The organism is Rahnella sp. BIGb0603, from assembly GCF_024808755.1.
Classification (GTDB): Bacteria; Pseudomonadota; Gammaproteobacteria; order Enterobacterales; family Enterobacteriaceae; genus Rahnella; species Rahnella contaminans.
Genome location: NZ_JANUEX010000002.1, coordinates 97,670 through 120,339, shown reverse-complemented (window position 1 = coordinate 120,339; position 22,670 = coordinate 97,670). Strand labels below are relative to the sequence as shown.

The window sequence follows — 22,670 nt, the reverse complement described above, 5'->3', positions numbered from 1 at the left end:
TCAAAACGACGTTGAGTGAGTGGTGAGAAACGGCGAGAGTCTGTTTTCGAGCAGGTTCGAGCCCGAAGCGAAAGTACCGCGCAGCGGCGACGTTTGCGGCAATAGCCGGAGTTGCTGAAACATACTTTACAAGCGATAGCGCGCAGTGAAAGAGCCCGGGGGTCTTGGGGGCGGCGGCGATATGCCGCCCCCAAGTCGGTGTGGGCCGACGCCCACGACCTTGAACTTGAACTTGAACTTGAACTTAAACCTGACGTCCCCCCCGTACGGGCACCAACCCACAGGTTTACCGGGCTAAAGCACCGGGCTTAACCGTCCGCACGCTGTCGCAATACGCCGCCCGGCCTCAATCACCGTGGCGTTGTCTGTGGCAATCGACAGCCGGAAGTATGGCGACAAGCCGTACGCACTGCCCCCCACACCTGAGACGCCGTTTTCCAGCAGATAGTCCATCACATCGGCTTCGTTTTCGATTTTCGCGCCGCCAGGGCGGTAACGCCCGATCAGCCCCGCACAGCGGCAGAAGACGAAGAAACCGCCCTGCGGCTGTATCAGTTCCAGCCCGTCAACGCCGGAAAGGATGCCCGTGATGTCATCGCGCCGCCGCTGATAGGCCGCCACCTGTGGCGCGAGGAAATCCAGCCCGCCGGTGTACGCCGCCAGCGCCGCGGCCTGGCTGACAGAACTCGCGCCCGAACTGATTTGCGACTGCACCACAGTCATCGCGGTGATCAGATCTTTTGGCCCGGCACCGAAACCGATACGCCAGCCGGTCATGGCGTAGGTTTTAGACACACCACCGACCAGCAAACTGCGCGCCTGAAAATCGCCTGCCACATTCAGCAAATTACGGTGTTCGCGGCCATCAAACAGAATGTGTTCGTATAAATCATCGAGCATAACCCGCACCTGCGGATGTGCACGCAGCACAACGGCCAGCGCCTGTAATTCTTGCGCTGAATACACCGCACCGCTCGGATTCCCCGGATGATTGAGCACCAGCCAGCGCGTACGCGGCGTAATGCTGGCCGCCAGTTGCTCCGGCGAAAGTTTATAACCCTGCTCCAGATGGCATTCCACAAACACCGGCGTGCCGCCGTTAAAACGCACGCTGTCCGGGAACGTCGGCCAGTACGGCACCGGCACAATCACTTCATCGCCGTCGTTTAACGTCGCCGCAAACGCGTTGAAAATGACCTGCTTCGCGCCGTTGGCAATCATCAGATTATCAATGCCAAATTCCAGGCGGTTTTCATGCTGCAATTTTCGCTGCACCGCCTCTCGCAGTGCACGTATCCCGGGCGTTGGCGTGTATTTGGTCTCCCCGCGTGCAATCGCCTCATACGCCGCCTGCTTGATGTGCTCCGGCGTATCGAAATCCGGTTCACCGGTGGTGAGATCCAGAATATCGACACCGGCCTTTTTCAGATCATTGGTGCGCTGCTTTGCCGCCGCGTTGGCCGAAAGCGAAACGCGTTGCACGCGCTGTGACAACGAAATCGTCATACCGTTATCCTTATATCAGAGCGCGGGCAAACCCAGGTTTTCGCGCAATGTGCTGAATTCATACTCTTCGCGGAACAACCCGCGACGGCGTAATTCCGGGATCACCCGCTCGACAAACAGCGAAAGCTGCTCCGGCATGATGGCCGGCATAATATTGAAACCGTCCGCGCCGCCCAGCTCCAGCCAGTGCTGGAAATCATCGGCGATATCTTCGGCGGTTCCCACCAGCACGCGGTGTCCGCGTGAACCGGCAGCAATCGCGGCCAGTTCACGCAGGGTCAGATTTTCGCGGTAGGCCAGATCGGTCAGCAGTTTCACACGGCTCTGATTGCCTTCTCCGGCAGGCACATCCGGCACCGGGCCGTCGAGCGGGAACTGGCTGAGATCCATATTAAAGCGGGTCGAAAGCTGACGAATGCCGTTATCGATATCCACCAGCGAGTTGAGTTCACGCCAGGTTTCACGCGCTTCTTCCCGCGTGCGCCCCACGATCGGCATCACACCGGGCAGGATCAGCACATGATCCGGATTGCGCCCTGCGTCTTTCACCTGCTGTTTCTGCGAACGGTAAAACGTCTGCGCTTCTTCCAGCGTCGCGGCGGCGGTAAACACCACTTCGGCGGTGGCGGCCGCCAGCTTCTGGCCGTCAGCGGAAGAACCGGCCTCGATAATCACCGGACGTCCCTGCGGTGAACGGGTGATATTCAGCGGCCCCTGCACCTGGAAATATTTCCCGCGATGATTAACCGGCTGAATTTTTTCATTCACGAAATACTGGCCGCTGTCTTTGTCCGGCGCGACGGCGCCTTCCTGCCAGCCTTCCCACAGCTTAAACGCCACGTCGAGAAACTCGTGCGCGACGGCGTAACGCTCGGCGTGCATCGGCATATCTTCACGACTGAAATTGCGCGCCACGTCGGTGGAAAACGATGTCACCACGTTCCACGCCGCACGGCCATGACTGATGTGATCCAGCGACGAAAAGCTGCGCGCCAGATTAAACGGATCGGTAAACGTGGTAGAGGCCGTTGCCGCCAGCCCGATATGACGGGTCTGCACTGCCAGCGCCGCCAGCAACGTCAGCGGCTCGAGGCGCGCCATAGTAGAAGGCAGGCGGTAAACGCTGGTCGCCAGCGCGTCACCGATGAAAAACATATCGAACTTGCCTTCTTCGGCTTTTTTGGCGATCCACGTCAGCCATTCAACGTCCGTGGGCGAACCGAGCTGTCCGGTTAAACGCCAGCCGCTGACGTGATGCCCGAGCGGTTGAACAAACAGGCCGAGGCGCAGCTTTCTGGTGTTTTCTGAAGAAGAAGTCATGAAATGTTCCTAAGAATAATGTTGATTTTCTGTCGCCCGCAGGGCTTTTTCGATGTGTTCAGCGGCCATGGAAAACGGCAGGCGCGCCGCGTTTTCGGCGGAGAACTTCACTTCACGGGCAATAGATGAAAGGATTTCATCGCGGTTACCGTTGAATTCCGGCAGCGCCAGCGGCGCATCGTACTGCCGCAGCAGCGCCAGCAGTTCCGGCTCCGGTTCACCGTTGTCACTTTCCATCAGCGACTGCACCAGCAGGCCGAGACCGACCTTCTCGCCGTGCAGCCAGTCGTGCAGTTCAGGCTGATGGGTAAAACGGTTGTGAATGGCGTGCGCCACGCCCGGTGCAGGCGTTTCATCGCGCATGCTGTTTGCCATGCCCGCCGCCGCGATATTGGCGTCGATCACTTTAATCAGCGCCGGTGTCACTTCATGGCGGGCGTTATCAAGCACCGCCTGCGCCCCGTATTTCTCAAAGGTTTCCACCGCCAGTTTTGCCGCCTGAATTTTGAGATTCAGCGCCAGGCTGTCGTCGCTTTTCTGTTTATACGGCCGGAATTCGTACCACTTCGCCAGTGCGTCCACGATGCCCGCTTTCAGATAACGGACGTCGTTTTGCGCGATGACTTCGCTGTCGACCAGCACCATCAGCGGCATACGCGATAACGGCTGACTGCGGACGTGCCCGCCGTGCGCGTTGTAAATAATGCTGACCGGCGACCAGGCGGCGCAGGTGGCGGCCACCGTCGGCAGCGTCACCAGCACAATGTCATCAATCAGATTCGCGATGGCTTTCGCGCAGTCCAGCACGCGTCCGCCGCCGATACCCAGCACCAGCGTGGCGTTTTGCGCCCGTACGGCGTTGAGATGCGTTTCAATCGCGGCATCGGTGCATCCGGTGGTCAGGAAATTCACCTGCCAGCGGATCCCCGCCTCACGCAGGCTGTTTTCCAGCTGCGGATTCACCGCCTGCCAGGCTTTCGGGCTGGTGATAATGGCGATTTCATTCGAGTGAACGGCAAGAAGTTCGCCGGTGCGGGCACGCAGCCCCGGCTGATGGTGATAGGTTTGCGGTGATTTTATAGCGAACACGATGATGCCCTATTCTCTGGTCAGTAATTGAATAAACTGCCTGCCCGTAATAAACAGGAATTCGGATATTGAATATATTAAGTCGTTATATAAACATCGTACGAGAATTGAAATAATAAACAAAGTTCTGATTGCGGATCCTTATTCACTAATTCGCAATAGAATAGATGAATTTTAGCTATAGCATCAAAACCCCTTGCATCCTGTGCTGGATCAAAGAAATGATAGCGCTGTAAAGGGTTAATTTAATAAACAAAAACAGAAATATCGGCAACGGTATTATCCCGGTATTTATTATTGTTTTTGCCAAACTCATTAATTAACCCTCAGAAAAACAGAGATTATTATGGCCTCACATCCGATTGATTTTCTTTTACTTGGCAATAATTTTGGCACACCGGAAATGCGGGAAATCTGGTCAGAGAAAAATCGTCTGACGCAGCAAATAAATGTCGAAGTGGCGCTGGCATTAGCCGAAGGCGAACTCGGGGTGATCCCGCAACAGGCAGCACTGTCGATAGCGGAACTGGCCGACCCCAGCCAGCTGAATATTGACGACATCGCCGCGTCCGGTGCGCAGATGAAACATTCGCTGATGCCGGTGCTGACGGCGCTGCAAAAACAGTGCGGCGATGCCGGGGAATACATTCATTACGGCGCGACCACGCAGGATATCGTCGATACCGCCACGGTTTTACAGCTCGCCCGGACAATGAAAGTGATCGTGCGTGACGCCACCGCGCTGGCGGACGTGCTGAAAAATCTGGCGCGTGAGCATCAGTACACCCTGATGGCGGGCCGCACCCACGGAATGCAGGCGCTGCCGACCACGTTCGGCTTTAAAGTCGCCGTCTGGCTGGATGAATTTATCCGCCATCTCGACCGCCTTCAGGCCATCACGCCGCGTCTGCTGACCGGCAATCTCAGCGGCGCGATCAGCACATATGCCGCGCTCGGCGAAGCAGGCCCGGAAGTCGAACGCCGCACGCTGGCACGCCTGAACCTGAATACGCCGAATATCGGCTGGCAGGCAGCGCGCGACCGTTTTTCCGAATACGCCAGCACGGCGGTGCTCATCAGCGGCACGCTGGGCAAAATCGGCAACGAACTTTATAACCTGATGCGCACCGAAATTAATGAAGTCGAAGAACCGTTCAGCGCGGGGAAAATCGGCTCGACCACCATGCCGCATAAACGTAACCCGGCCGCCATCGAAGGCTTAGCCAGCCTGACCGCCCCGCTTTTACACAGCGCGTCGCTGATTTATCAGTCGATGCACGTCGAGCACGAACGCGATGCCATGAGCTGGCGCGCGGAGTGGATCTCCCTGCCGGAAATCTCGATTTACCTTTCTGCCCAGCTGCAAAATGCCCGCGCTATTTTATCCGGCCTGACGGTCAATAAAGCCCGCATGCTGGCGAATTTGCAGATGCAGGACGGCCTGCTGCTGTCGGAAAAGGTCATGTTTGAAGCCGGTAAAAAACTCGGCAAACAGACGGCGCATCATCTGGTTTACGAGTGCGCTATGCAGGCGTTCGAGAACCGTCTATCTTTTAAAACCGTGCTTTTAGCACACCCGGTTCTGGCCGCCAGCATCTCAGAAGAAGATCTGGACCACTGGCTGGATCCGGCAAATTACATCGGCTGTGCGCCGCAAAAAGTGGATGACGTGATCCGCTTCGCCGAACAGTCCGGTCATTTATCATCCCCGGAGAAACCTGCGATATGACCCCACATTTCCGGCGGCTCAGTTCAGACGACAGGCACGAATATCTGTCGCTGATGCTGGCCGCATACGCCCCGATTAAAGCCCTCGGCATTCAGTTTGATGCGGCCACCGCCGATCTGGCGCGGGTGACGAAACATCTCGATGAACATGCGGTATTTGGCCTGTTTGACGGTCAGCGCATGGCAGCCTCGGTCACTTTGCGTTTCCCGTGGGGCACCCTGCCGGGCCCGATGGGTCTGCCGCATATTGGCTGGTTCGGCACGCACCCGGAATACACAGGCCAGAATCTCGGTAAACGGCTGCTGGAATGGCTGGAAGACCACATTCTTATCGGCGAACTCAAAGCCCCGGCGTATTCGCTTGGCACCGCCACCAGCCATCCGTGGCTGCGCGAAATGTATATCAAACTGGGTTTTCAGCCGGTCTTCGAAAGAGACCTCGGCAAAGGCCATATCACGCTGTATCTGAAAAAGATCCTCGACGAAGAACGCCATGCCGGATGGCTGGCGCGTCAGCCCGCTTAAGGAGTTTTACATGTTGAATACCGGTCAGGAACATCAGGCGCTGGCGAAATTCATTGAGGATTTTCGCCATCACATGCACCGCCATCCTGAGCTTTCCAATCAGGAATTCGAGACCACGGCGCGCATCAAAGCCGTGCTGGAAAGTCATCAGATCCGCGTTCTGAATCTGCCGCTGAAAACCGGTCTGGTGGCCGAAATTGGCGGCCAGAAAGCCGGTAAGCAGGTGGTGTTACGTTCGGATATCGACGCCCTGCCGATCGAAGAAAAATCGGGCGTGGAATACACCTCGGAAAACCCCGGCGTCATGCACGCCTGCGGCCATGACTTCCACACCTCGGCGGCGCTCGGCGCGGCGATTTTACTCAAAGAACGCGAGGAAACGCTTGCCGGCACCGTGCGCATTTTATTCCAGGCAGCAGAAGAAACCGGCCACGGCGCACCCGCGCTGATTGAAACCGGCGCGCTCGACGACGCCGCCGTCATCTTTGGTATTCACAACGACCCGACGCTGCCGGTCGGCATTATCGGCAGCAAAGACGGCGCACTCACCGCAGGCGTTGACCGTTTTGCCATCACCATTTCAGGCACCGGCAGTCACGCCGCCCGCCCGCATGAAGGCAATGACCCGATTATTATTGCCGGGCAAATTATCGGCGCAATGCAGACGCTGATTGCGCGCAACGTGCCGTCAGATCACAACGCGGTGGTGTCCGTCACGCAGGTTCACAGCGGAAGTACGTGGAACGTGATCCCCGATTCTGCCTGGCTCGAAGGCACGGTGCGCTCGTTTAATCAGGACACCCGCGAGCTTATTGAACGCCGTTTACGTCAGGTGCTCAAAGGCATCGCCGGTGCCTTTGATACGCAAATTGAACTCGACTGGCAGCCCGGCCCGCCGTCGGTGGTGAATACCGCTGAATGGGTGGATTTTGCACTGGCGCAGGCCGCCGGTTCGGGCTTTGAAGCGCGTCGCGTGGAAGCCAGCCCGATTGGCGAAGATTTCGCCTTCTATCAGCAAAAACTGCCCGGCGCATTCCTGATGATCGGCTCCGGCGGCCGGTTCGCACTGCACCACCCGGAATTTCGCGTCGATGACCGCGCGCTCTTCCCGACCGCACATTATCTCGCGCAGCTGGCCGTTAACGCCCTTGAACACCTCCGCCCGCAGGCCTGAAACAGGAAAAAAACATGACACTGACTTCATCGCTGGCAAAGCTTATTGTCAGTGCGCGTCCCTCCGCCGAAGCGCGTGAAAATGCCCGCGAAGGATTGCTCGATTTTCTGGCCGTCACCCTGCCCGTTGTGCGCGGCGAAGCCGGCGATTCCGGGCTGAAAAGTTTGCAACAGGTTTACCGTGCAGACGATGCACAGACGCGCGCCGTGTTACTGGGTTACGCCGGACATGCGCTGGATTTCGATGATTTTCACCCGGACTTTCGCGGTCATCCCGGCGTGGTGATTTTGCCTGCTTTGCTGGCGCTGGCGGCCGGGCGCCCAGACATCAGCGGCGAGCAGTTTCTCAATGCCTGGGTGACGGGCGTGGAAACCGCCGGTCGCCTCGGGCTGGCCGCCGGTTCGCAGCATTACAAACTGGGTTTCCACAATACCGCCACGCTCGGCACGATTGCCGCGGCGGCGGCCTGTGCGCGGCTGGCCGGCGCCAGCGAACCGGAAACGGCCCTTATTCTGGGGACGGCGGCTACGCAGGTGGGCGGTTTACGCGCGCAGTTTGGCAGCGCGGTTAAACCGCTGCACGCCGGGCTGGCGGCGCAAATTGCGGTCACGGCCACCCTGCTGACGCTGGCCGGTTTTCACGGTCAGTCAGAAAACGTGCTCGACAGCTTTTTCACTGCTTACTGCGCCGGTCAGCAGCAGCCGGAAAAACTCACCGAAAGCTGGGGCGCGCCGTGGCGTATCGTCTCACCGGGGCTGGAATTCAAACCATATCCGACCTGTGGCGGCACGCACAGCGCCGCCGATGCCGCACGGGCTATCCGCCATGAATGGCTGCAACAGGGGGAGCCGCTCAGCGACCTGATAAATGCGGTGGAGCGGATTGAAGTGTCTTTCCCGCCGGGCGGTGATATTGCAGCGTCAGTGCGCGAGCCGTCGAACGGTATCGAGGCACGTTTCAGCCTGGAATACGTAATTGCCGCCAGCCTGCTGCGCGACGCCTTGCTGATACAGGATTTCTCAGAAAACCCGCCGGATGCCGAAATTGCCGCGCTGGCCGCCCGTGTCACGCGTCATCCGGATCTTAGCGCCCCGCCGGATGAGCTCAACCCGGCTGCGCGTTTTCATCAGGTTACGGTATTTTTACGCAACGGAGAAACGCGGCAAAAACGCGTTACGCGTCAGCAAAGTCTGGCGATTGCGTTCGATTTACCGGGGAAGTTGCGCGCCTGTTTACCGGATATGACGGAAGCACAGCGGGCCAATATTGTGGCACTGAGCAGGCTGGAAAGCCGCGACAGTTTGCCGCAGCTGTGTGATTTACTTTTCAGAGCAGACTCTACAATACGGTAGACAGAAAATTGCGGACACGGACGTTCTCCGCTTCATCCAGCACGGCTTTCACCGGCCCCGACGCCACGATTTTTCCGCCTTCCATAAAGATCACGTTATCGGCGACTTCACGCGCAAAGCCAATTTCGTGCGTCACGATCACCATGGTGATCCCCGAATGCGCCAGCTTTTTGATGACCTGCAACACTTCGCCCACCAGTTCGGGATCGAGCGCCGATGTCGGTTCATCAAACAGCATCACTTCCGGATCCATCGCCAGCGCACGGGCAATCGCCACGCGCTGCTGCTGCCCACCGGAAAGCTGCTGCGGCCAGTCATCTTCGCGGCTGGCTAACCCCACCTGCTGCAACAGTGCACGGGCTTTGGTCAGCACCTGCTGACGGTTTTGTTTCTTCACGCGCAGCGGCGCATCGGTAATGTTTTGCAGCACCGTGCGGTGCGGGAACAGATTAAATTGCTGAAACACCATACCGGTACGGCTGCGCTGAGCGGCGATTTTCCCGCTGCTCAGTTCATAAAGCGCATTGCCTTTTTGCCGGTAGCCGACCAGTTCGCCACCGATACGGATGGTGCCGCCGTCGAGTTTTTCCAGATGATTAATGCAGCGCAGCAACGTGGATTTCCCGGAACCGGATGGCCCTAAAATCACCGTCACCGAACCCGCCGGAATATCCAGGCTGATTTCGTCGAGAATGGTGTTTCCTGAAAAACGTTTGGTGACTTTCCGAAACTCAATCGCCTCACCCATGGCTGGTTTCTCCTGCATTCAGGCCGGTATTCACCGCCCGCGGCGTCTCGTCACGCGGTTTAGATTTACGCTTCACCTTGCGCAAACTGCTGCGGCTGAAATGACGCTCGACGTAATACTGAATCACCGAAAGCAGCGACGTCAGCACCAGATACCACAGCGTCGCGACCAGCAATAACGGGATCACTTCATACGTGCGCTGATAAATAATCTGCGCGGAAAACAGCACGTCTTGCAGTGAAATCACCGACACCACCGCAGTGGTTTTCAGCTGACCGATCACTTCATTACCGGCTGGCGGCAGAATCGCCCGCATCGCCTGCGGCAACACGGTATGGCGGAATATGGAAGCAGGCCGGTAACCGAGGGCACGCGCGGCTTCAATCTGGCCGGTGCCCACGCTCTGGATCCCCGCACGGATAATCTCAGCGGCATAGGCCGACTGGTGCATCACCAGCGCAATCACGGCGGCGCTGAACGGGCTGATTAATGAGTTGGCCGACGCACTCCAGATTTCCCCTACCCAGGGCAGTGAAAACGAAATGGTGGGATACAGGGCGGCAATGTTGTACCAGAGAAACAGCTGAACCAGCATCGGCACGCCGCGGAAAAACCAGGTATATCCCCAGCTCACGGCGACCAGCACCGGATTGGACGATAACCGCATCAGCGCCAGCACGGTGCCACCGGCAAAGCCGAAAATCACCGAAATGGCAGTCAGCTGCAACGTCATCAAAACACCCTGCAAAATCGACGGACCGGTGAAGTTTTCTGCAATCACTGACCATTCAAAACGCGGGTTGTTGAGCATTGAATGGGCGGCAGCGCCCAGCACCAGAACGACGATCAGGGCGCTTATCCAGCGCCCGATGTATTTCTTACCGACGATCCGCAGCTCTTCCGGCTGCTGACCGTGTGTTTCAGTGCTCATCCGAAAATCTCTTCATTACGCTTGGATTCTTTCACTGCGCCAAAGCCAATCGACCATTTATCGAGGATCTTCTGATATGTCCCGTCTTTAATCAGCGAGTTAAGCGATGCCTGAACGGCCTCTTCCAGCGCAGATTGTTTCGGGAACGCAACCGAAACCGGTGCGTCATCCACATGAATGGTGCCGGAGAGCGCCAGCGGTTTCACCTGGCTGACCTGATACGTCAGGCCTTCATACGGGCCAAAGAACATCGGCACGCGACCACTGACCACGGCCTGCACGCCCGACGGACGGTCCGGGAAAACGGCAATTTTGATTGGCTGCTTGCCTGCATCCGTACAGGTTTTGCTGGCCGCTTCGAGACGTCCGATTTGCGTCGTGCCCGCACCGGCACCGATTTCCTGCCCGCAAACGGCATCAAAAGACGTAAACGGCGCGATATTGGCGTCTTTACGGGAGATCACGCCCAGACGCGACGCATCGTAATAGCTGACAAAATCGACCTGCTCGAGGCGTTTTTTGGTGGCGTTGATATTGGAAAGCGCCACGTCATAGCGGCCTGATTTCAGTCCGGGAATAATGTTGTCGAAACCGCCGGTATCCTGCCAGCGCACTTCCACGCCCAGACGTGCCGCAACGGCATTCATCACGTCAATTTCGCGGCCCGCGAGGGTTTTATTGTCTTCCTGGAAAAACGTGGTTGGCGGGGTATTCGGGTTGGTGCCCGCGACAATATATCCGCGTTTGGCAATATCGGCTGGCAGTTTACTTTTCAGCGATTCATCGGCGGATACATGGAAAGTGGTAGCAGACGGAACAATTTGCCCGGCTGCCCATGCAGTCGATAAATTCCCGGCAATCAGCAGCGGGAGCAATAACTTGGATAATGTCATGACGGGACCTTTTTCCTGGTGTAATACCTGTGAAAAACCACAAATATAATGTGGTAAAAGCGACAAGGTCATTGCTGTTTATATTTCATATCTGAATTAACGCCCGACCTGCCGATAGAACTGATTTTGCGGGTATATACCTTTTGGTGACAAATGAGAAAATGAGATAAGGATTTCACAAATATGGGAATGGTTATTACGCGGGCGCGTGGGTAATTCAAAGCCTTGGGTTTCCCCACAAAAACTTCAAAACCTTGGGCTCGCCGCTCAAACTGGTCCAGAGAGCGCGTTAAGCGCGCTGCCGCTGGCTGGCACTGTTTCAGGTGCCACAGCTATTGCCGCGAAATCTTGCCGCTTTCAAAACGACGTTGAACCTGAACCTGACGTAAACCCCTTACGGGCGGCGAACCCACAGGTTTTCCAATTTCCGCAACTCCATAGCTACTATTGTTCTTTTACATCCCTTCCCCCTGACTTTAATAATCGTTGTTAATGATGTGTTGCGATTACAAGGGAAAACGATGGGATACCGCATAAGTTTGCTGGAAAAAAGTCCGCTGGATGAACATGAGGATGCCGCCGGGGCGCTGCGCCGGACGTTGGAACTGGCGAAGCTGGCGGAACGCTGGGGCTATCACCGGTTCTGGCTGGCGGAACATCACAACACCGACAAACTCGCGATCTCCTCGCCGGAAATTGTCATCGCCTGGATCCTCGCGCATACGCAAAAACTGCGGGTCGGCTCAGGGGGCGTGATGCTGCAACATTACAGCCCGTATAAAGTCGCCGAGAATTTTAATCAGCTGGCGTCACTCGCGCCCGGTCGTGTCGATATCGGTATCGGCAAAGCGCCGGGCGGATTGCCCCTTTCTACTCACGCGCTGCAATACGCTGTCAATCCGGCGCGCAAAGGCGAGTTTGCGGATCAGCTGCGTCAGCTCGATGACTGGCTTTCAGTGCCGGTTCGCGGGCGCGGCGTGGATTCCCTTTCGGCCACGCCACTACCGCCGCAGTCGGCATCGCGCTTTCTGCTTGGCGCGAGCGAACAAAGCGCCCGGCTGGCAGCCAGTCTCGGCTGGGAATTTGTTTTTGCGGCGCACCTTAATGCCGACGAACGCGATATTTCCAGCGCCCTTTCCGCTTATTCCTACGACAGCAACGGGCGACGCGCCCTGCTCGCCGTGCCGGTGATTGTCGCCGACACCGCCGCTCAGGCCGCGCGTCTGGTGGATAACACCCAGCGTTACCGTGTGACCGGCAGCGACGGCCAGAGCGTAAATGTCGGCAGTCTCGAACAGGCGGAAACGTATATCCGGCAATCCGGCGCAGCGTCGCATCAGATTGAAGAACGCCAGTCTGACGTGCTGCACGGCACCGGCGAGGACGTTCACCGCCAGTTAGAAGCGTTGCAGGCCCGTTACGGCGTGGAAGAATTCATTATCGACACACCGGTCGCACAGCCACAGGCGCGCCTGCGTTCACTCGAACTGTTAGCCGCGTCCAGCATGGCGCTGGCATAAGGAACCGAACATGAGCCATCTGATCCGCCTTGCCCAGGAATCTGAAGCCGCGGCGCTGCATTCGCTGCTGCAAAAAGCCTATGAACCGCTGCTCGAACACGGCATCCATTTCACTATCACCCGCGCCAGTGTGGAGGATGTGCGGGATGTGATCCGCAATGAAACCACTTATGTACTGGAAAAAGACGGCGAACTGACGGCCACGCTGACGACCCGTTTTCTGTGGACACCGGCGAAAAATCATCTCGCGCCCTGGCCTTTTGTTCACTGGTTTGCCGTGGCGGAACATGCCAAAGGGCAAGGTTTTGGCAGCGAGATTATCCGTTATGTCGAAGAGACCTTTTTGCGCGACACGCTGAAATCCCCCGCCGTGTATCTGGCGACAGCCATCAAACACCCGTGGCTGACGGATTTGTATCAGCGCCGGGGTTACGAGCCGTTTCATACCGCGACTAATCCGCTGGGCGTCGAGCTGGTTTATCTGCGAAAAGTGCTGATTCAGCAGGCTTTCGACGCGCAGGAACAGGCCCCGCTGGTGCGCTCCATCGCGGAATTACGCACGCTGGTGTGATCGCGTATCAACGCTATTTAATTCATCAATGTTCTATTTCCAAGAGCCGTCCATTAAAGGGAAAGAAAATGACTCAAAAACAAAAGATACGTCTTGGCGCTATTATTCAGGGTGCGTCGGGAAATATGTCCGCATGGCGGCATCCGGATGCCATTGCCGACGCCAGTATTAATATTCAGTTCTGCCAGCAATTAGCGCAAAAAGCCGAACAGGCAAAATTTGATTTCTTATTTGTGGCTGACGGTTTGTTTATTACTGAGAAATCGATTCCGCATTTTCTTAACCGTTTTGAACCGATTACGTTGCTTTCCGCGTTGTCGCTGGTGACACAAAAAATCGGACTGGTCGCCACGCTTTCCACATCGTACAGCGAGCCGTTCACCGTCGCGCGCCAGTTCGCCAGCCTCGATCATCTCAGCGGCGGCCGCGCAGGCTGGAACGTCGTGACTTCTCCGCTGGAAGGTTCTGCCAAAAACTTCTCACGCGACAAACACCCGGAACACGACGAGCGTTACCGCATTGCCAGCGAATACGTCAGCGTGGTCAAAGGCTTATGGGATTCCTGGGAAAAGGACGCGTTTGTACGCAACAAAGCCACCGGCCAGTTCTTTGCGCCGGACAAACTGCATACGCTTAATCACCACGGCAAATATTTCTCGGTACAGGGCCCGCTGAACGTGGGGCGTTCTCCGCAGGGGCGTCCGGTCGTCTTCCAGGCCGGTGCTTCCGAACAGGGAAAAGCGTTTGCCGCTGAAGCTGCCGACGCGATTTACACCCGTCAGGAAACGCCGGAGCTGGCACGCGAATTCCGCGAAGATGTCCGCCGTCAGCTGGTCAAAAATGGCCGCGACGCCGACGACATCCGCGTCTTTCAGGGCATCAGTGTCATTATCGGTGACACCGTCACGGATGCCGAGCGTAAATATCAGGAAACCGCGCAACTGGTGACGCTGGAAAGCGCGCTGGATTATCTGGGCCGTTACTTTGAGCATCATGATTTCGCGCAGTACGATCCGGATGCGCCGTTCCCGGACATCGGCGATTTAGGCCAGAACAGTTTCCGCAGCACTACCGATGAGATCAAACGCAATGCGAAAGAGCGCGGACTGACATTACGGCAAACCGCGCTGGAAGCTGCCACGCCGCGCCCGACATTTTTCGGCACCGCCGAACACGTCGCCGACGGGCTGGAGCACTGGTTTACATCAGGAGCAACGGACGGGTTTATCGTTCGCGGTGGCACGCCGACGGCGTTTGATGACTTCACTGACTCCGTCATTCCAATTTTACAGGCACGCGGGTTGTATCGTACCGAGTACGAAGAAGGGACGCTTCGCGGGAATCTGGGGTTACGGGAGCCGGAGAATCAGTTTGCTGAGGTTGTGCATTCCGATGCACTGACGGTTTAAATTTTTGCTGAGACCGCAGCAAAAGGCGGTTTTTCACTTGCAGTGAGGGGCAATAAATTGATCGAGAAGATTTCGGTTTTTCAATTGCAGTGATCGCTCAGCGGCTGACGCCGAAACCGACCAAAGAGAGGGAAGTGCTTTCCCTCTCTTGGATCTCTCCACGCTTTTTCAACAAGCGCTATCGCTCGCTGGCTATGTTTCAGGTGCCGCAGCTATTGCCGCGAAAACTTGCCGCTGCGCGATCCCCTCACTGGGTTTCGAGCCACAGGTCTCGAAACACTTCGTTCGGCAAGCTTTCTGAAAGCGGCCGGAAACTTTCTAATTCACAACCTCACTGCTGAATAATGCAGTTGAATCTAGATAAGCCTCCAGCCGCTTTCAAAACGACGTTGAGCGAGTGGTGAGAAACAGCGAGAGTCTTTTTTCGAGCAGGTTCGAACCCGAGGCGAGAGAACCGCGCAGCGGCGGCGTTTGCGGCATTAGCCGGAGTTGCTGAAACATAGCCAGCGAGCGGAGCGCGAAGTAAAAAAGACGCGGAGATTCCAAAGAGGGCTCGTCATAGCCCTCTTTGGTCGGTTTCGGCGCAGTGAGTTAAGTCATCACAGTTATTGAAAAACCGAAACTTTCTCGATCTTTCGACATAGTCACACTGCAAGTGAAAAACCGAAACTTTCTCGATCTCTCGACAGCCTCACACTGCAAGTGAAAAACCGAAATCTTCTCGATCAACGATCAACTGTCAGCCCTCACTGCAGGTGAAAATCCGATTTTAAAGCGGTCCGGGCAAACCAAGATTTGCCCGAAAATCCCCCCCGTTGTAATCGCGGTCGATTAGCTCCCGTTTCCGCAACTCCGGCAATAACCCGTTCAACAGTAAATCCTCCTGATCCGCCTGACCCAATCCATGTAATGAAATCACATCCAGCACACCCGCGCGGTAGCGCTCTTCTATGGCGTCCGCCAGCGATTCCGGCGTTCCGGCGACAAACCAGTGGCCGGTTTCCTGTGCCTGGATGATCAGTTCGCGCAGCGTCAGCCCCTGTAAGGCGAAACGTTTGAAGATTTCCGCACGCCCGCGACGGCGGTTGACCTGTTCGACGTCCGGCAGTAACCGCAGCGGGATCGGCTGATCCAGCGGGGAATCGCGCAGGTCTATTTCGCCGCCCAACATATCCGCGACTTTGAGCCGCCCCTGCTGATAATCAATCCGCTCGTGCTTTTCGAACAGACGACGCGCCACGTCTGACGGGCTTTCGCCGATGATCGAATGGAACGAGTTCATGATCAGTGGCCGGTTTTCGCGGCGGCCAGACGCATCGGCGTGATGATGCACGCGCTCAACAAAGGCTTTGGCATCTTCCAGCGTCGGCTGCGAGGTGTAGATCACTTCGGCGTATTTCGCACCGAGTTTCAGGCCTTCTTCGGATTGCCCGGCCTGAAATTGTACCGGCCTGCGCTGTGGCGGCGGCGGTACATTCAGCGGGCCCTGTACGCGGAAAAAATCCCCGTGATGATTAATCGGGTGCAGTTTACGCGGGTCAATTTTCACCGAACCGTTCTTATTGCGCGTCACCGCGTCCGGCTGATTGGCGTCAAATAAGGCATTGATGACCTGAATAAATTCCGTCGCGCGGGCGTAACGCACTTCCGGCGCGGGGAGCTGAATGTCACCAAAGTTTTCCTCACCCACCGAGGATGTCACGGCGTTCCAGCCCGCCCGGCCACCGCTGACGTGATCAAGCGTGCCAATCAGTCGCGCCAGATTGTACGGGTGCTGATAAGTGGTTGAAACGGTGGCGATCAGCCCGATTTGTGACGTCACCTGGCTGAGCGCGGCGAGTGTGACAATCGGATCCTGACTGCCGGTTGAACCGGAAAGCCCGTCGGGATCCGCCTGCAATAAATCGGCGGTGAAAAGCGCAGTGAATTTCTCTTTCTCCGCTTTTTTAGCCAGCGTAACAGCACGGGAGATACCGGTATCCGGGCGCGGATCATCAGAGGCGTAGATCGCGCTCCCTGCTCCGGCCAGGGTTTTTAAACGTCTGCGGGATGAACTGGTCAAACTGATCTCCTTTATCGGGAAAAATAAACCTGCGTTAAAAATAGAGAACAGAGGTGATTAAGCCACGAAGAAAAAAGCATTTCATAATCCTGAATATGGATAAGCCGGATTTTGCTGATTATTCCCTGGTTGATCAAAAAAATAATTTTTCGCTAAGTCATTTATTTTCGCTGATAAGCAAATATTGTGATTTTACAACTTAGTAACCTGCCCTTAATAATTCCTTTCAGCCGCCGGTTAATAGCGCGGCATCCTTATTATTTATGCGCTTATTCAAATAATTCATGATTAATGACCTGACGGGAAATGTATGAAATCTTTTGCTGGTGTGCGTTCTCTTTCTGCTTTAACACTTCTGGTGCTTTCTTCCGGGCAGTCGCTGTATGCCGCTGAACAACCTCAGCAAGGCGGAAGCCTGACGTGGGGCGTCGAAACCGAGCCCAATACGCTGAATCCGCAGTTAAACGGGCAATCCAAAGCCGAGCTTATCCTGCGCGTTGCCTATGAATCACTGCTGGCGCGCACGCCGGACGGCGCGTATATCCCGTGGCTGGCGACCGGTTATCACGTTTCCGGTGACGGCAAAACTTACACCTTTACCCTGCGCGATGACGTGAAGTTTTCCAACGGGGAAAAACTGACGTCCACCGCCGTGGCAGAAAACTTCCGACATGCACAGGATCCGGCGTACTGCGCGGGTTCGAGTATTTGTGCGCTGGCCGGGCGAATCGATACCATCGCCACACCGGACGAGCACACGGTTACCCTTACGCTGAAGCAGGTTTACAGCCCGTTCCTCTCCTTTGCTTCCGGCCTGAAACTGATCTCACCGTCGTCGTGGACATCGCCGCAACTGAAAGCCGGTGGCACAGATATCGCAGGCACCGGCCCGTTCATTCTTAAGCGTTATGAGAAAGGCCAGCAGATTGAATATGTGCGCAACCCGGATTACCACTGGGCGTCGTCGAATGCGAAACATCAGGGCCCGGCGTATCTCGAAAGCGTCACGTACCGTTTCCTGCCGGAATCTTCCGTTCGCACCGGCGCGCTGCTTTCCGGTCAGGTGGATGTCATTGAAGGCGTGTCCGGCAACGATGCGGGCGAATTCAAGGACAACGCGGATTTCAGCTATCAGCACGCGCTGAACACCGGCACGCCGTATTCGCTGTTCCTGAATGTGCAATATGGCCCTACGCAGGAAGTGAAAGTACGACAGGCGATTTTACAGGGGCTGGATATTTCTCCGATCCTTCAATCGATTTATCGCGGCGAACGCACGCGCGTCTGGGGCATTACGTCGCCGGTTGATCCCTTGTATGACGCCAGCCTGACCGGCAAATACGGCAATAATCCAGCGCTGGCGAACCAGCTTCTGGACGAAGCAGGCTGGAAAACCAAAGGCGCTGACGGCATCCGCACCAAAGACGGCAAGCCACTGAGCATCGAAATTATTCAGGCACAGGCCACCGTGCGTGACCAGCGTGACGTTCTGTTGCAGGCCTTGCAGGCACAGGCACGGCAACGGCTGGGCGTGGATCTGAAAATCCGTTACGTCGATTCCGGGACCTATACCGAAGTCAGAAAAACCGGTCAGTTTGGCTCAATTGCCAACTCCAATACCGACACCGACGGCATCGATATCGAGAACCATTACCTGCCGGTCAATGCCGGTGGCTCGATCAACTACAGCCGCACCGATGCACCGGAAATCATTCCGCTGCTGAAAGGCGCGTCGCAAACGCTGGATAACGCAGAACGTAAAACCTTCTACAGCCAGTTGCAAAACTTTGCCGTATTGCAGCAGGCGCTGGCGATCCCGCTTTACGAGCCGGAAGACCAGATTGCGGCGGCGTCTTACGTTCACGGCGTGGGTTTCAGACCGTTCAAACAGATGCCGGAAAACGCCTACGACGTCTGGCTGAGCAAGCATTAATCAGAAGTAAGGAGCTTTATTATGTCGGCTGAAAGTACCTTTATTCCCCCGCAGCGGCCTAAGTCAGCGCCTTCATGGTGCGGTCGCGTTGTCCGGCGGTTGCTGAGCGGCATGCTGGTGCTGTGGGCCGCGGTCACGCTGTCTTTTATCAGCGTGTATCTCGCGCCGGGCGATATTGTCAGTTTGCTGATGGGCGAACAGGTACAAACACCGGCGATTGAAGCGGCGATCCGCGCCGAATGGGGGCTGGATCAACCCTTGTATATGCAATATCTGCACTATCTCTGGCGCGTTTTGCACGGTGATTTTGGCCGTTCTTATATGCTCAATACCGACGTCAGTTCGCTGGTGCTATCGCAGCTGTGGCCGACTCTCAAACTCACCGGACTGGCGCTGGTCGTCAGCCTGGTGTTTGCCGTGGTGATGGCAGTGACGACCGCGCACCGTCGCTGGGGGCAACGCATTGCGGGCGGCATCGAGCTGGTTCTGGCCTCGACGCCCTCTTTCTGGCTCGGCATCGTGCTGCTGTTTATCTTCAGCTTTACGCTGCGCTGGTTCCCGGTGGCGGGCGACCGCAGTTTTTCCTCGCTGGTATTACCGGCGTTATCCCTCGGACTGGCGCAGGGCGCGGTGGTTTCTCAGGTATTGCGGCGCGGGCTGGAAGATGCGCTCGACGAACCCTTTGTGCTGACGTTGCGCGCGTGGGGGCTGGGCAACCGCATTATCCGTTTACGCCACGCGCTGCGCCACGCCGCCCTGCCCGCCGTCACGCTGACCGGCTGGCTGATTGGCGGTTTGCTCAGCGGCGCGGTGATCACCGAGCAGGTGTTTGGCCGCCCCGGTTTGGGCAAAATCACCGTCGATGCCGTTCTGGGTAAAGACCTGCCGGTGGTGCTGGCGGTGGCGATTTTCTCCGCGCTGGTGTACGTCGTGCTCAGTACGCTGGTGGATATTTTATATCTGTTTATCGACCCGCGCCTGCGGGATAACGGCCAGAATGACGGAGAAAAAGCATGAGCCAGTTGCTGATTTCAGGCGGCGTGAAGCGCCGGTTTTCCACCGGTTACCTTCTCGCTGCCGTGTATTTGCTGCTGGTCGCTTTGGCGGTGATTTTCCCCGCGTGGCTGACGCATTTCGACCCGCTGAACGCCGATCCGGTTAACGCGCAACTTCCACCTACCGCTGAACACTGGCTGGGCACCGACCAGCTCGGGCGCGACGTGCTGGCGCGCATCATTTACGGCAGCCGGTATTCCCTGCTGATCAGCCTCGCGGCGATGGCCGTGGCGGTCAGCATCGGCAGCCTGCTCGGCTTACTCGCCGGATTATTCAAAGGCCCGCCCGATGAGCTGATCAGCCGCGCCGTGGACGTGGTTTCCGCGTTCCCGGATTTACTGCTCGCACTGATGCTGATTGCGTTCACCGGCCCCGGCACCACCAATCTGATCTTCGCGCTAGGCGTCGCTTCTGTGCCGCGTTTCACCCGCGTAGTGCGGGCACAAACCTTTGTGGTGATGTCCTCCGGTTACGTGGAACAGGCGCGCACGCTGGGCCTCAAACGCCACGTTCTGGTCTGGCGACATGTGCTTCCGCACGCTATCGCGCACGTTCCGGCGCTGGCTACGCTCGGGCTGGGCACCGCAATTATCGGCACGGCAGGTTTAAGTTTTCTCGGCATGGGGCCGCAACCGCCGACCGCAGAATGGGGGCTGATGCTGGCCGAAGGCCGTAATTATCTGCGCAATGCGTGGTGGATTGGCGTCTGGCCGGGCGTGGCGATCACCCTGACGGTAATTTCTGTGAACACGCTTGGCCGCTACTGGCAGGCCACTTTTGAAGGGAAACAGCCATGAGCGACGCACTGTTTATTGATATCCGCAATCTTTCGATCACCTTTCCCTCAGCAGACGGCGAAAAACCGGCCGTCAGCGGCCTGAATTTACAGCTCAGACGCGGGGAATCCATCGCGTTCGTCGGCGAGTCCGGCTCAGGTAAAACCGTCACCGCCCGCAGCCTGCTGGGGCTACAGGACGCCAAAGCGCATATCACCGCTGACCGTTTTGTGATCGACGGGCAGGATATGCTTGGCGCCAGCCAGCGCCGCTGGCGTAAAATTCGTGGCAGCAAAATTGGCTATGTCTTGCAGGATGCGCTGGTGTCGCTTGACCCGTTGCGCCGCATCAGCCAGCAGCTACGTGATGCGTTGCAGGCGAACCGTGCCGGTAAGCCGCACGAGCTGCATCCGCAAAGCATTTCGCTGCTCCAGTCGGTGGGTATTCCTGATGCTGAAAACCGGCTGACGGCGTATCCGCATCAGCTTTCCGGCGGGCTTCGTCAGCGTGTGCTGATTGCCACCGCGCTGGCCGGGAAACCCGGTTTGCTGATTGCCGATGAACCCACCACGGCGCTGGATATGACGGTGCAGAAGCAGATTCTGGATCTGCTGCAACAGCGCCGCGACCGGGGCGAAAGCCTGCTGCTGATCAGCCACGACCTTTCCGTGGTCGGGCAACTCGCCGACCGGATCCTGGTGATGCATCAGGGCAAAGTGGTGGAAGAAGGCACGGGCGAAAAACTGCTGAGCAGGCCGGATCACCCGTATACCCGCCAGCTGCTCGCCTCCATTCCCGGCCCTGCCACGCGCGGGCTGAAACTCTCCGGCCAGAGCGGCAGGCCGCTGCCCGTCAAAAATATCGCCACCGGCGAACCGGTGCTGGACGTGCGCAATCTGAGCAAGCATTACGCGGACAAAGCCGTGGTTAACCACGTCAGCCTGACGCTGGCGGCGGGCGAAACGTTGGGGATTGTGGGTGAATCCGGCTCGGGGAAAACCACGCTGGCCAGAATGGTGCTCGGCCTGACTGAACCCGGTTCCGGTACGATTACTATTCAGGGGCAGCGCTGGAGTCAGATCCCCGAATCCGTCCGCAGACTGCAACGCCGCGGGATTCAGCTGATCGCACAAGATCCGCTCAGCTCTTTTGATCCGCGTTATAACGTGGAAAAAATCATCGGGGAAAGCCTCGACAGCGTGGGCATTTTTGGCGATGAACGACGTCGCCGTATCCTTCAGTTGCTCGATGAAGTGCAGCTCGGTGAAGGATTTTTACGGCGGTATCCGCGTGAACTTTCCGGCGGCCAGCGCCAGCGTGTTGCGATCGCCCGCGCTTTTGCGCCGAATCCTGCATTACTCGTGGCCGACGAGCCGGTGAGCGCGCTGGACGTTTCCGTACAGGCGCAGGTGCTGGATTTACTGGCCGAAATGCAGGCGGAACACCGCACCGCGCTGCTGTTTATTTCGCACGATCTCGGCGTAGTACATCATCTGGCGGACAGGGTGATGGTGATGAAAGACGGCAGCGTGGTCGAGCACGGACAGGTCGATGACGTCTTCCACCACCCTGCTCATCCGTGGACCCAAAAGCTGATTAATGCCCTGCCGGTGGTGAGTTCAAACCGGCAAACGGCGGCAGCATTTTAAACACCGTTCAGACAAGCCGCTTTCCGTCTTTATCCACAACGCGTTCGCCGTCTTCTTGGGTGAACGCGCCTTTCTGCGCGTCCGGAAGAATATCCAGAGCCTTCTCTGACGGGCGGCACAGCGCGGCCCCGAGCGGCGTCACCACTACCGGGCGGTTCATCAGGACTGGATGCAAAAGTATCGCATCAATGCGCTGCGCATCGGTGAAGTCCGGATTATCCAGCCCGAGTTCGCCATAAGGCGCGGTGTTAACGCGTAGCAGTTCCCTGACAGAAATGCCCATCGCGGCAAACGGTTTCACCAGTTCTTCACGCGAAGACGGCGTTTCCAGGTACTGTCAGCGAGGTAAAGAAGCTGGAAAATCTTGCGAAAACAAATTCAATAAGTTCAGAAGCGGGCTTTCTATCAAGGTCAGGAACGTTATTTAA

At 57.1% G+C, this 22,670-nt stretch carries 18 protein-coding genes and 1 pseudogene; 11 read left to right on the top strand and 8 right to left on the bottom strand.

From position 1 onward, the window contains the following. Positions 1 to 294: 294 nt before the first annotated feature. Genes M2403_RS05725 through M2403_RS05715 form a run of 3 tightly spaced genes read right to left on the bottom strand, consistent with a single transcriptional unit; the run spans position 295 to position 3,915 of the window. Positions 295 to 1,506 (bottom strand): aminotransferase class I/II-fold pyridoxal phosphate-dependent enzyme, encoded by a 1,212-nt coding sequence (locus M2403_RS05725; RefSeq protein ID WP_259228708.1) that lies wholly within the window; start codon positions 1,504 to 1,506, stop codon positions 295 to 297. A gap of 15 nt (positions 1,507 to 1,521) precedes the next feature. Next, positions 1,522 to 2,826, bottom strand: coding sequence for an LLM class flavin-dependent oxidoreductase (locus tag M2403_RS05720; RefSeq protein ID WP_152326100.1), 1,305 nt, complete (start codon positions 2,824 to 2,826; stop codon positions 1,522 to 1,524). A gap of 9 nt (positions 2,827 to 2,835) precedes the next feature. Continuing rightward, on the bottom strand, positions 2,836 to 3,915 hold the full coding sequence (locus M2403_RS05715) for an iron-containing alcohol dehydrogenase family protein (RefSeq protein ID WP_152326099.1): 1,080 nt from the start codon (positions 3,913 to 3,915) through the stop codon (positions 2,836 to 2,838). Between the two features lie 346 nt (positions 3,916 to 4,261). On the opposite strand from M2403_RS05715, the gene purB reads away from it, so the two are divergent. Genes purB through M2403_RS05695 form a run of 4 tightly spaced genes read left to right on the top strand, consistent with a single transcriptional unit; the run spans position 4,262 to position 8,694 of the window. After that, on the top strand, positions 4,262 to 5,644 hold the full coding sequence (gene purB / locus M2403_RS05710) for an adenylosuccinate lyase (protein ID WP_259228707.1): 1,383 nt from the start codon (positions 4,262 to 4,264) through the stop codon (positions 5,642 to 5,644). After that, positions 5,641 to 6,168, top strand: coding sequence for a GNAT family N-acetyltransferase (locus tag M2403_RS05705; protein WP_152326097.1), 528 nt, complete (start codon positions 5,641 to 5,643; stop codon positions 6,166 to 6,168). Before purB ends, M2403_RS05705 begins: the two co-directional genes overlap by 4 nt. Positions 6,169 to 6,178: 10 nt before the next feature. Then, a complete protein-coding gene (locus tag M2403_RS05700; protein WP_259228706.1) occupies positions 6,179 to 7,342 on the top strand; it encodes an amidohydrolase in 1,164 nt (387 codons plus the stop codon). Positions 7,343 to 7,356: 14 nt separating this feature from the next. After that, entirely contained in the window at positions 7,357 to 8,694 is a 1,338-nt protein-coding gene (locus M2403_RS05695; RefSeq protein ID WP_259228705.1) for an MmgE/PrpD family protein, read from the top strand. On the opposite strand, the gene M2403_RS05690 is transcribed toward M2403_RS05695, so the two are convergent. The 3 genes from M2403_RS05690 to M2403_RS05680 are packed head-to-tail and all read right to left on the bottom strand — an operon-like array spanning position 8,681 to position 11,266. Further along, the gene (locus M2403_RS05690) at positions 8,681 to 9,442 is read right to left on the bottom strand and encodes an amino acid ABC transporter ATP-binding protein (RefSeq protein ID WP_152326094.1); all 762 of its coding nucleotides are present in this window, start codon (positions 9,440 to 9,442) and stop codon (positions 8,681 to 8,683) included. The two genes, M2403_RS05695 and M2403_RS05690, sit on opposite strands and share 14 nt — an antisense overlap. Beyond that, the gene (locus M2403_RS05685; RefSeq protein ID WP_228389045.1) at positions 9,435 to 10,373 is read right to left on the bottom strand and encodes an amino acid ABC transporter permease; all 939 of its coding nucleotides are present in this window, start codon (positions 10,371 to 10,373) and stop codon (positions 9,435 to 9,437) included. The genes M2403_RS05690 and M2403_RS05685 overlap by 8 nt, the downstream gene beginning before the upstream one ends. Continuing rightward, positions 10,370 to 11,266, bottom strand: coding sequence for an ABC transporter substrate-binding protein (locus M2403_RS05680; protein WP_217154093.1), 897 nt, complete (start codon positions 11,264 to 11,266; stop codon positions 10,370 to 10,372). The genes M2403_RS05685 and M2403_RS05680 overlap by 4 nt, the downstream gene beginning before the upstream one ends. Positions 11,267 to 11,787: 521 nt before the next feature. Here M2403_RS05680 and M2403_RS05675 point away from each other — a divergent pair. The 3 genes from M2403_RS05675 (at position 11,788) to M2403_RS05665 (ending at position 14,766) form a co-directional block, all read left to right on the top strand. Beyond that, entirely contained in the window at positions 11,788 to 12,786 is a 999-nt protein-coding gene (locus M2403_RS05675) for an LLM class flavin-dependent oxidoreductase (RefSeq protein WP_259228704.1), read from the top strand. A 10-nt stretch (positions 12,787 to 12,796) separates the two neighbouring features. Next, positions 12,797 to 13,357: a GNAT family N-acetyltransferase gene (locus tag M2403_RS05670; protein ID WP_152326091.1), complete on the top strand. Its 561-nt coding sequence runs from the start codon at positions 12,797 to 12,799 to the stop codon at positions 13,355 to 13,357. A gap of 68 nt (positions 13,358 to 13,425) precedes the next feature. Beyond that, positions 13,426 to 14,766, top strand: a complete 1,341-nt coding sequence (locus M2403_RS05665) for an LLM class flavin-dependent oxidoreductase (protein WP_152326090.1) — start codon at positions 13,426 to 13,428, stop codon at positions 14,764 to 14,766. A 769-nt stretch (positions 14,767 to 15,535) separates the two neighbouring features. On the opposite strand, the gene M2403_RS05660 is transcribed toward M2403_RS05665, so the two are convergent. Continuing rightward, positions 15,536 to 16,828 (bottom strand): NtaA/DmoA family FMN-dependent monooxygenase, encoded by a 1,293-nt coding sequence (locus M2403_RS05660; RefSeq protein ID WP_152326089.1) that lies wholly within the window; start codon positions 16,826 to 16,828, stop codon positions 15,536 to 15,538. 310 nt (positions 16,829 to 17,138) lie between these two features. On the opposite strand from M2403_RS05660, the gene M2403_RS05655 reads away from it, so the two are divergent. Genes M2403_RS05655 through M2403_RS05640 form a run of 4 tightly spaced genes read left to right on the top strand, consistent with a single transcriptional unit; the run spans position 17,139 to position 22,242 of the window. Further along, the gene (locus M2403_RS05655) at positions 17,139 to 18,761 is read left to right on the top strand and encodes an ABC transporter substrate-binding protein (RefSeq protein ID WP_152326088.1); all 1,623 of its coding nucleotides are present in this window, start codon (positions 17,139 to 17,141) and stop codon (positions 18,759 to 18,761) included. A 21-nt stretch (positions 18,762 to 18,782) separates the two neighbouring features. After that, positions 18,783 to 19,778, top strand: a complete 996-nt coding sequence (locus M2403_RS05650; protein WP_259228703.1) for an ABC transporter permease — start codon at positions 18,783 to 18,785, stop codon at positions 19,776 to 19,778. Next, positions 19,775 to 20,614: an ABC transporter permease gene (locus M2403_RS05645; RefSeq protein WP_165057340.1), complete on the top strand. Its 840-nt coding sequence runs from the start codon at positions 19,775 to 19,777 to the stop codon at positions 20,612 to 20,614. The genes M2403_RS05650 and M2403_RS05645 overlap by 4 nt, the downstream gene beginning before the upstream one ends. After that, complete coding sequence (locus tag M2403_RS05640) at positions 20,611 to 22,242, top strand: ABC transporter ATP-binding protein (protein ID WP_259228702.1); 1,632 nt, start codon at positions 20,611 to 20,613, stop codon at positions 22,240 to 22,242. Before M2403_RS05645 ends, M2403_RS05640 begins: the two co-directional genes overlap by 4 nt. A 7-nt stretch (positions 22,243 to 22,249) precedes the next feature. Here the strand turns inward: M2403_RS05640 and M2403_RS05635 are convergent. Beyond that, positions 22,250 to 22,576, bottom strand: a pseudogene (locus tag M2403_RS05635) (ArsC/Spx/MgsR family protein); the annotation flags it as partial. Between the last annotated feature and the right edge of the window lie 94 nt (positions 22,577 to 22,670).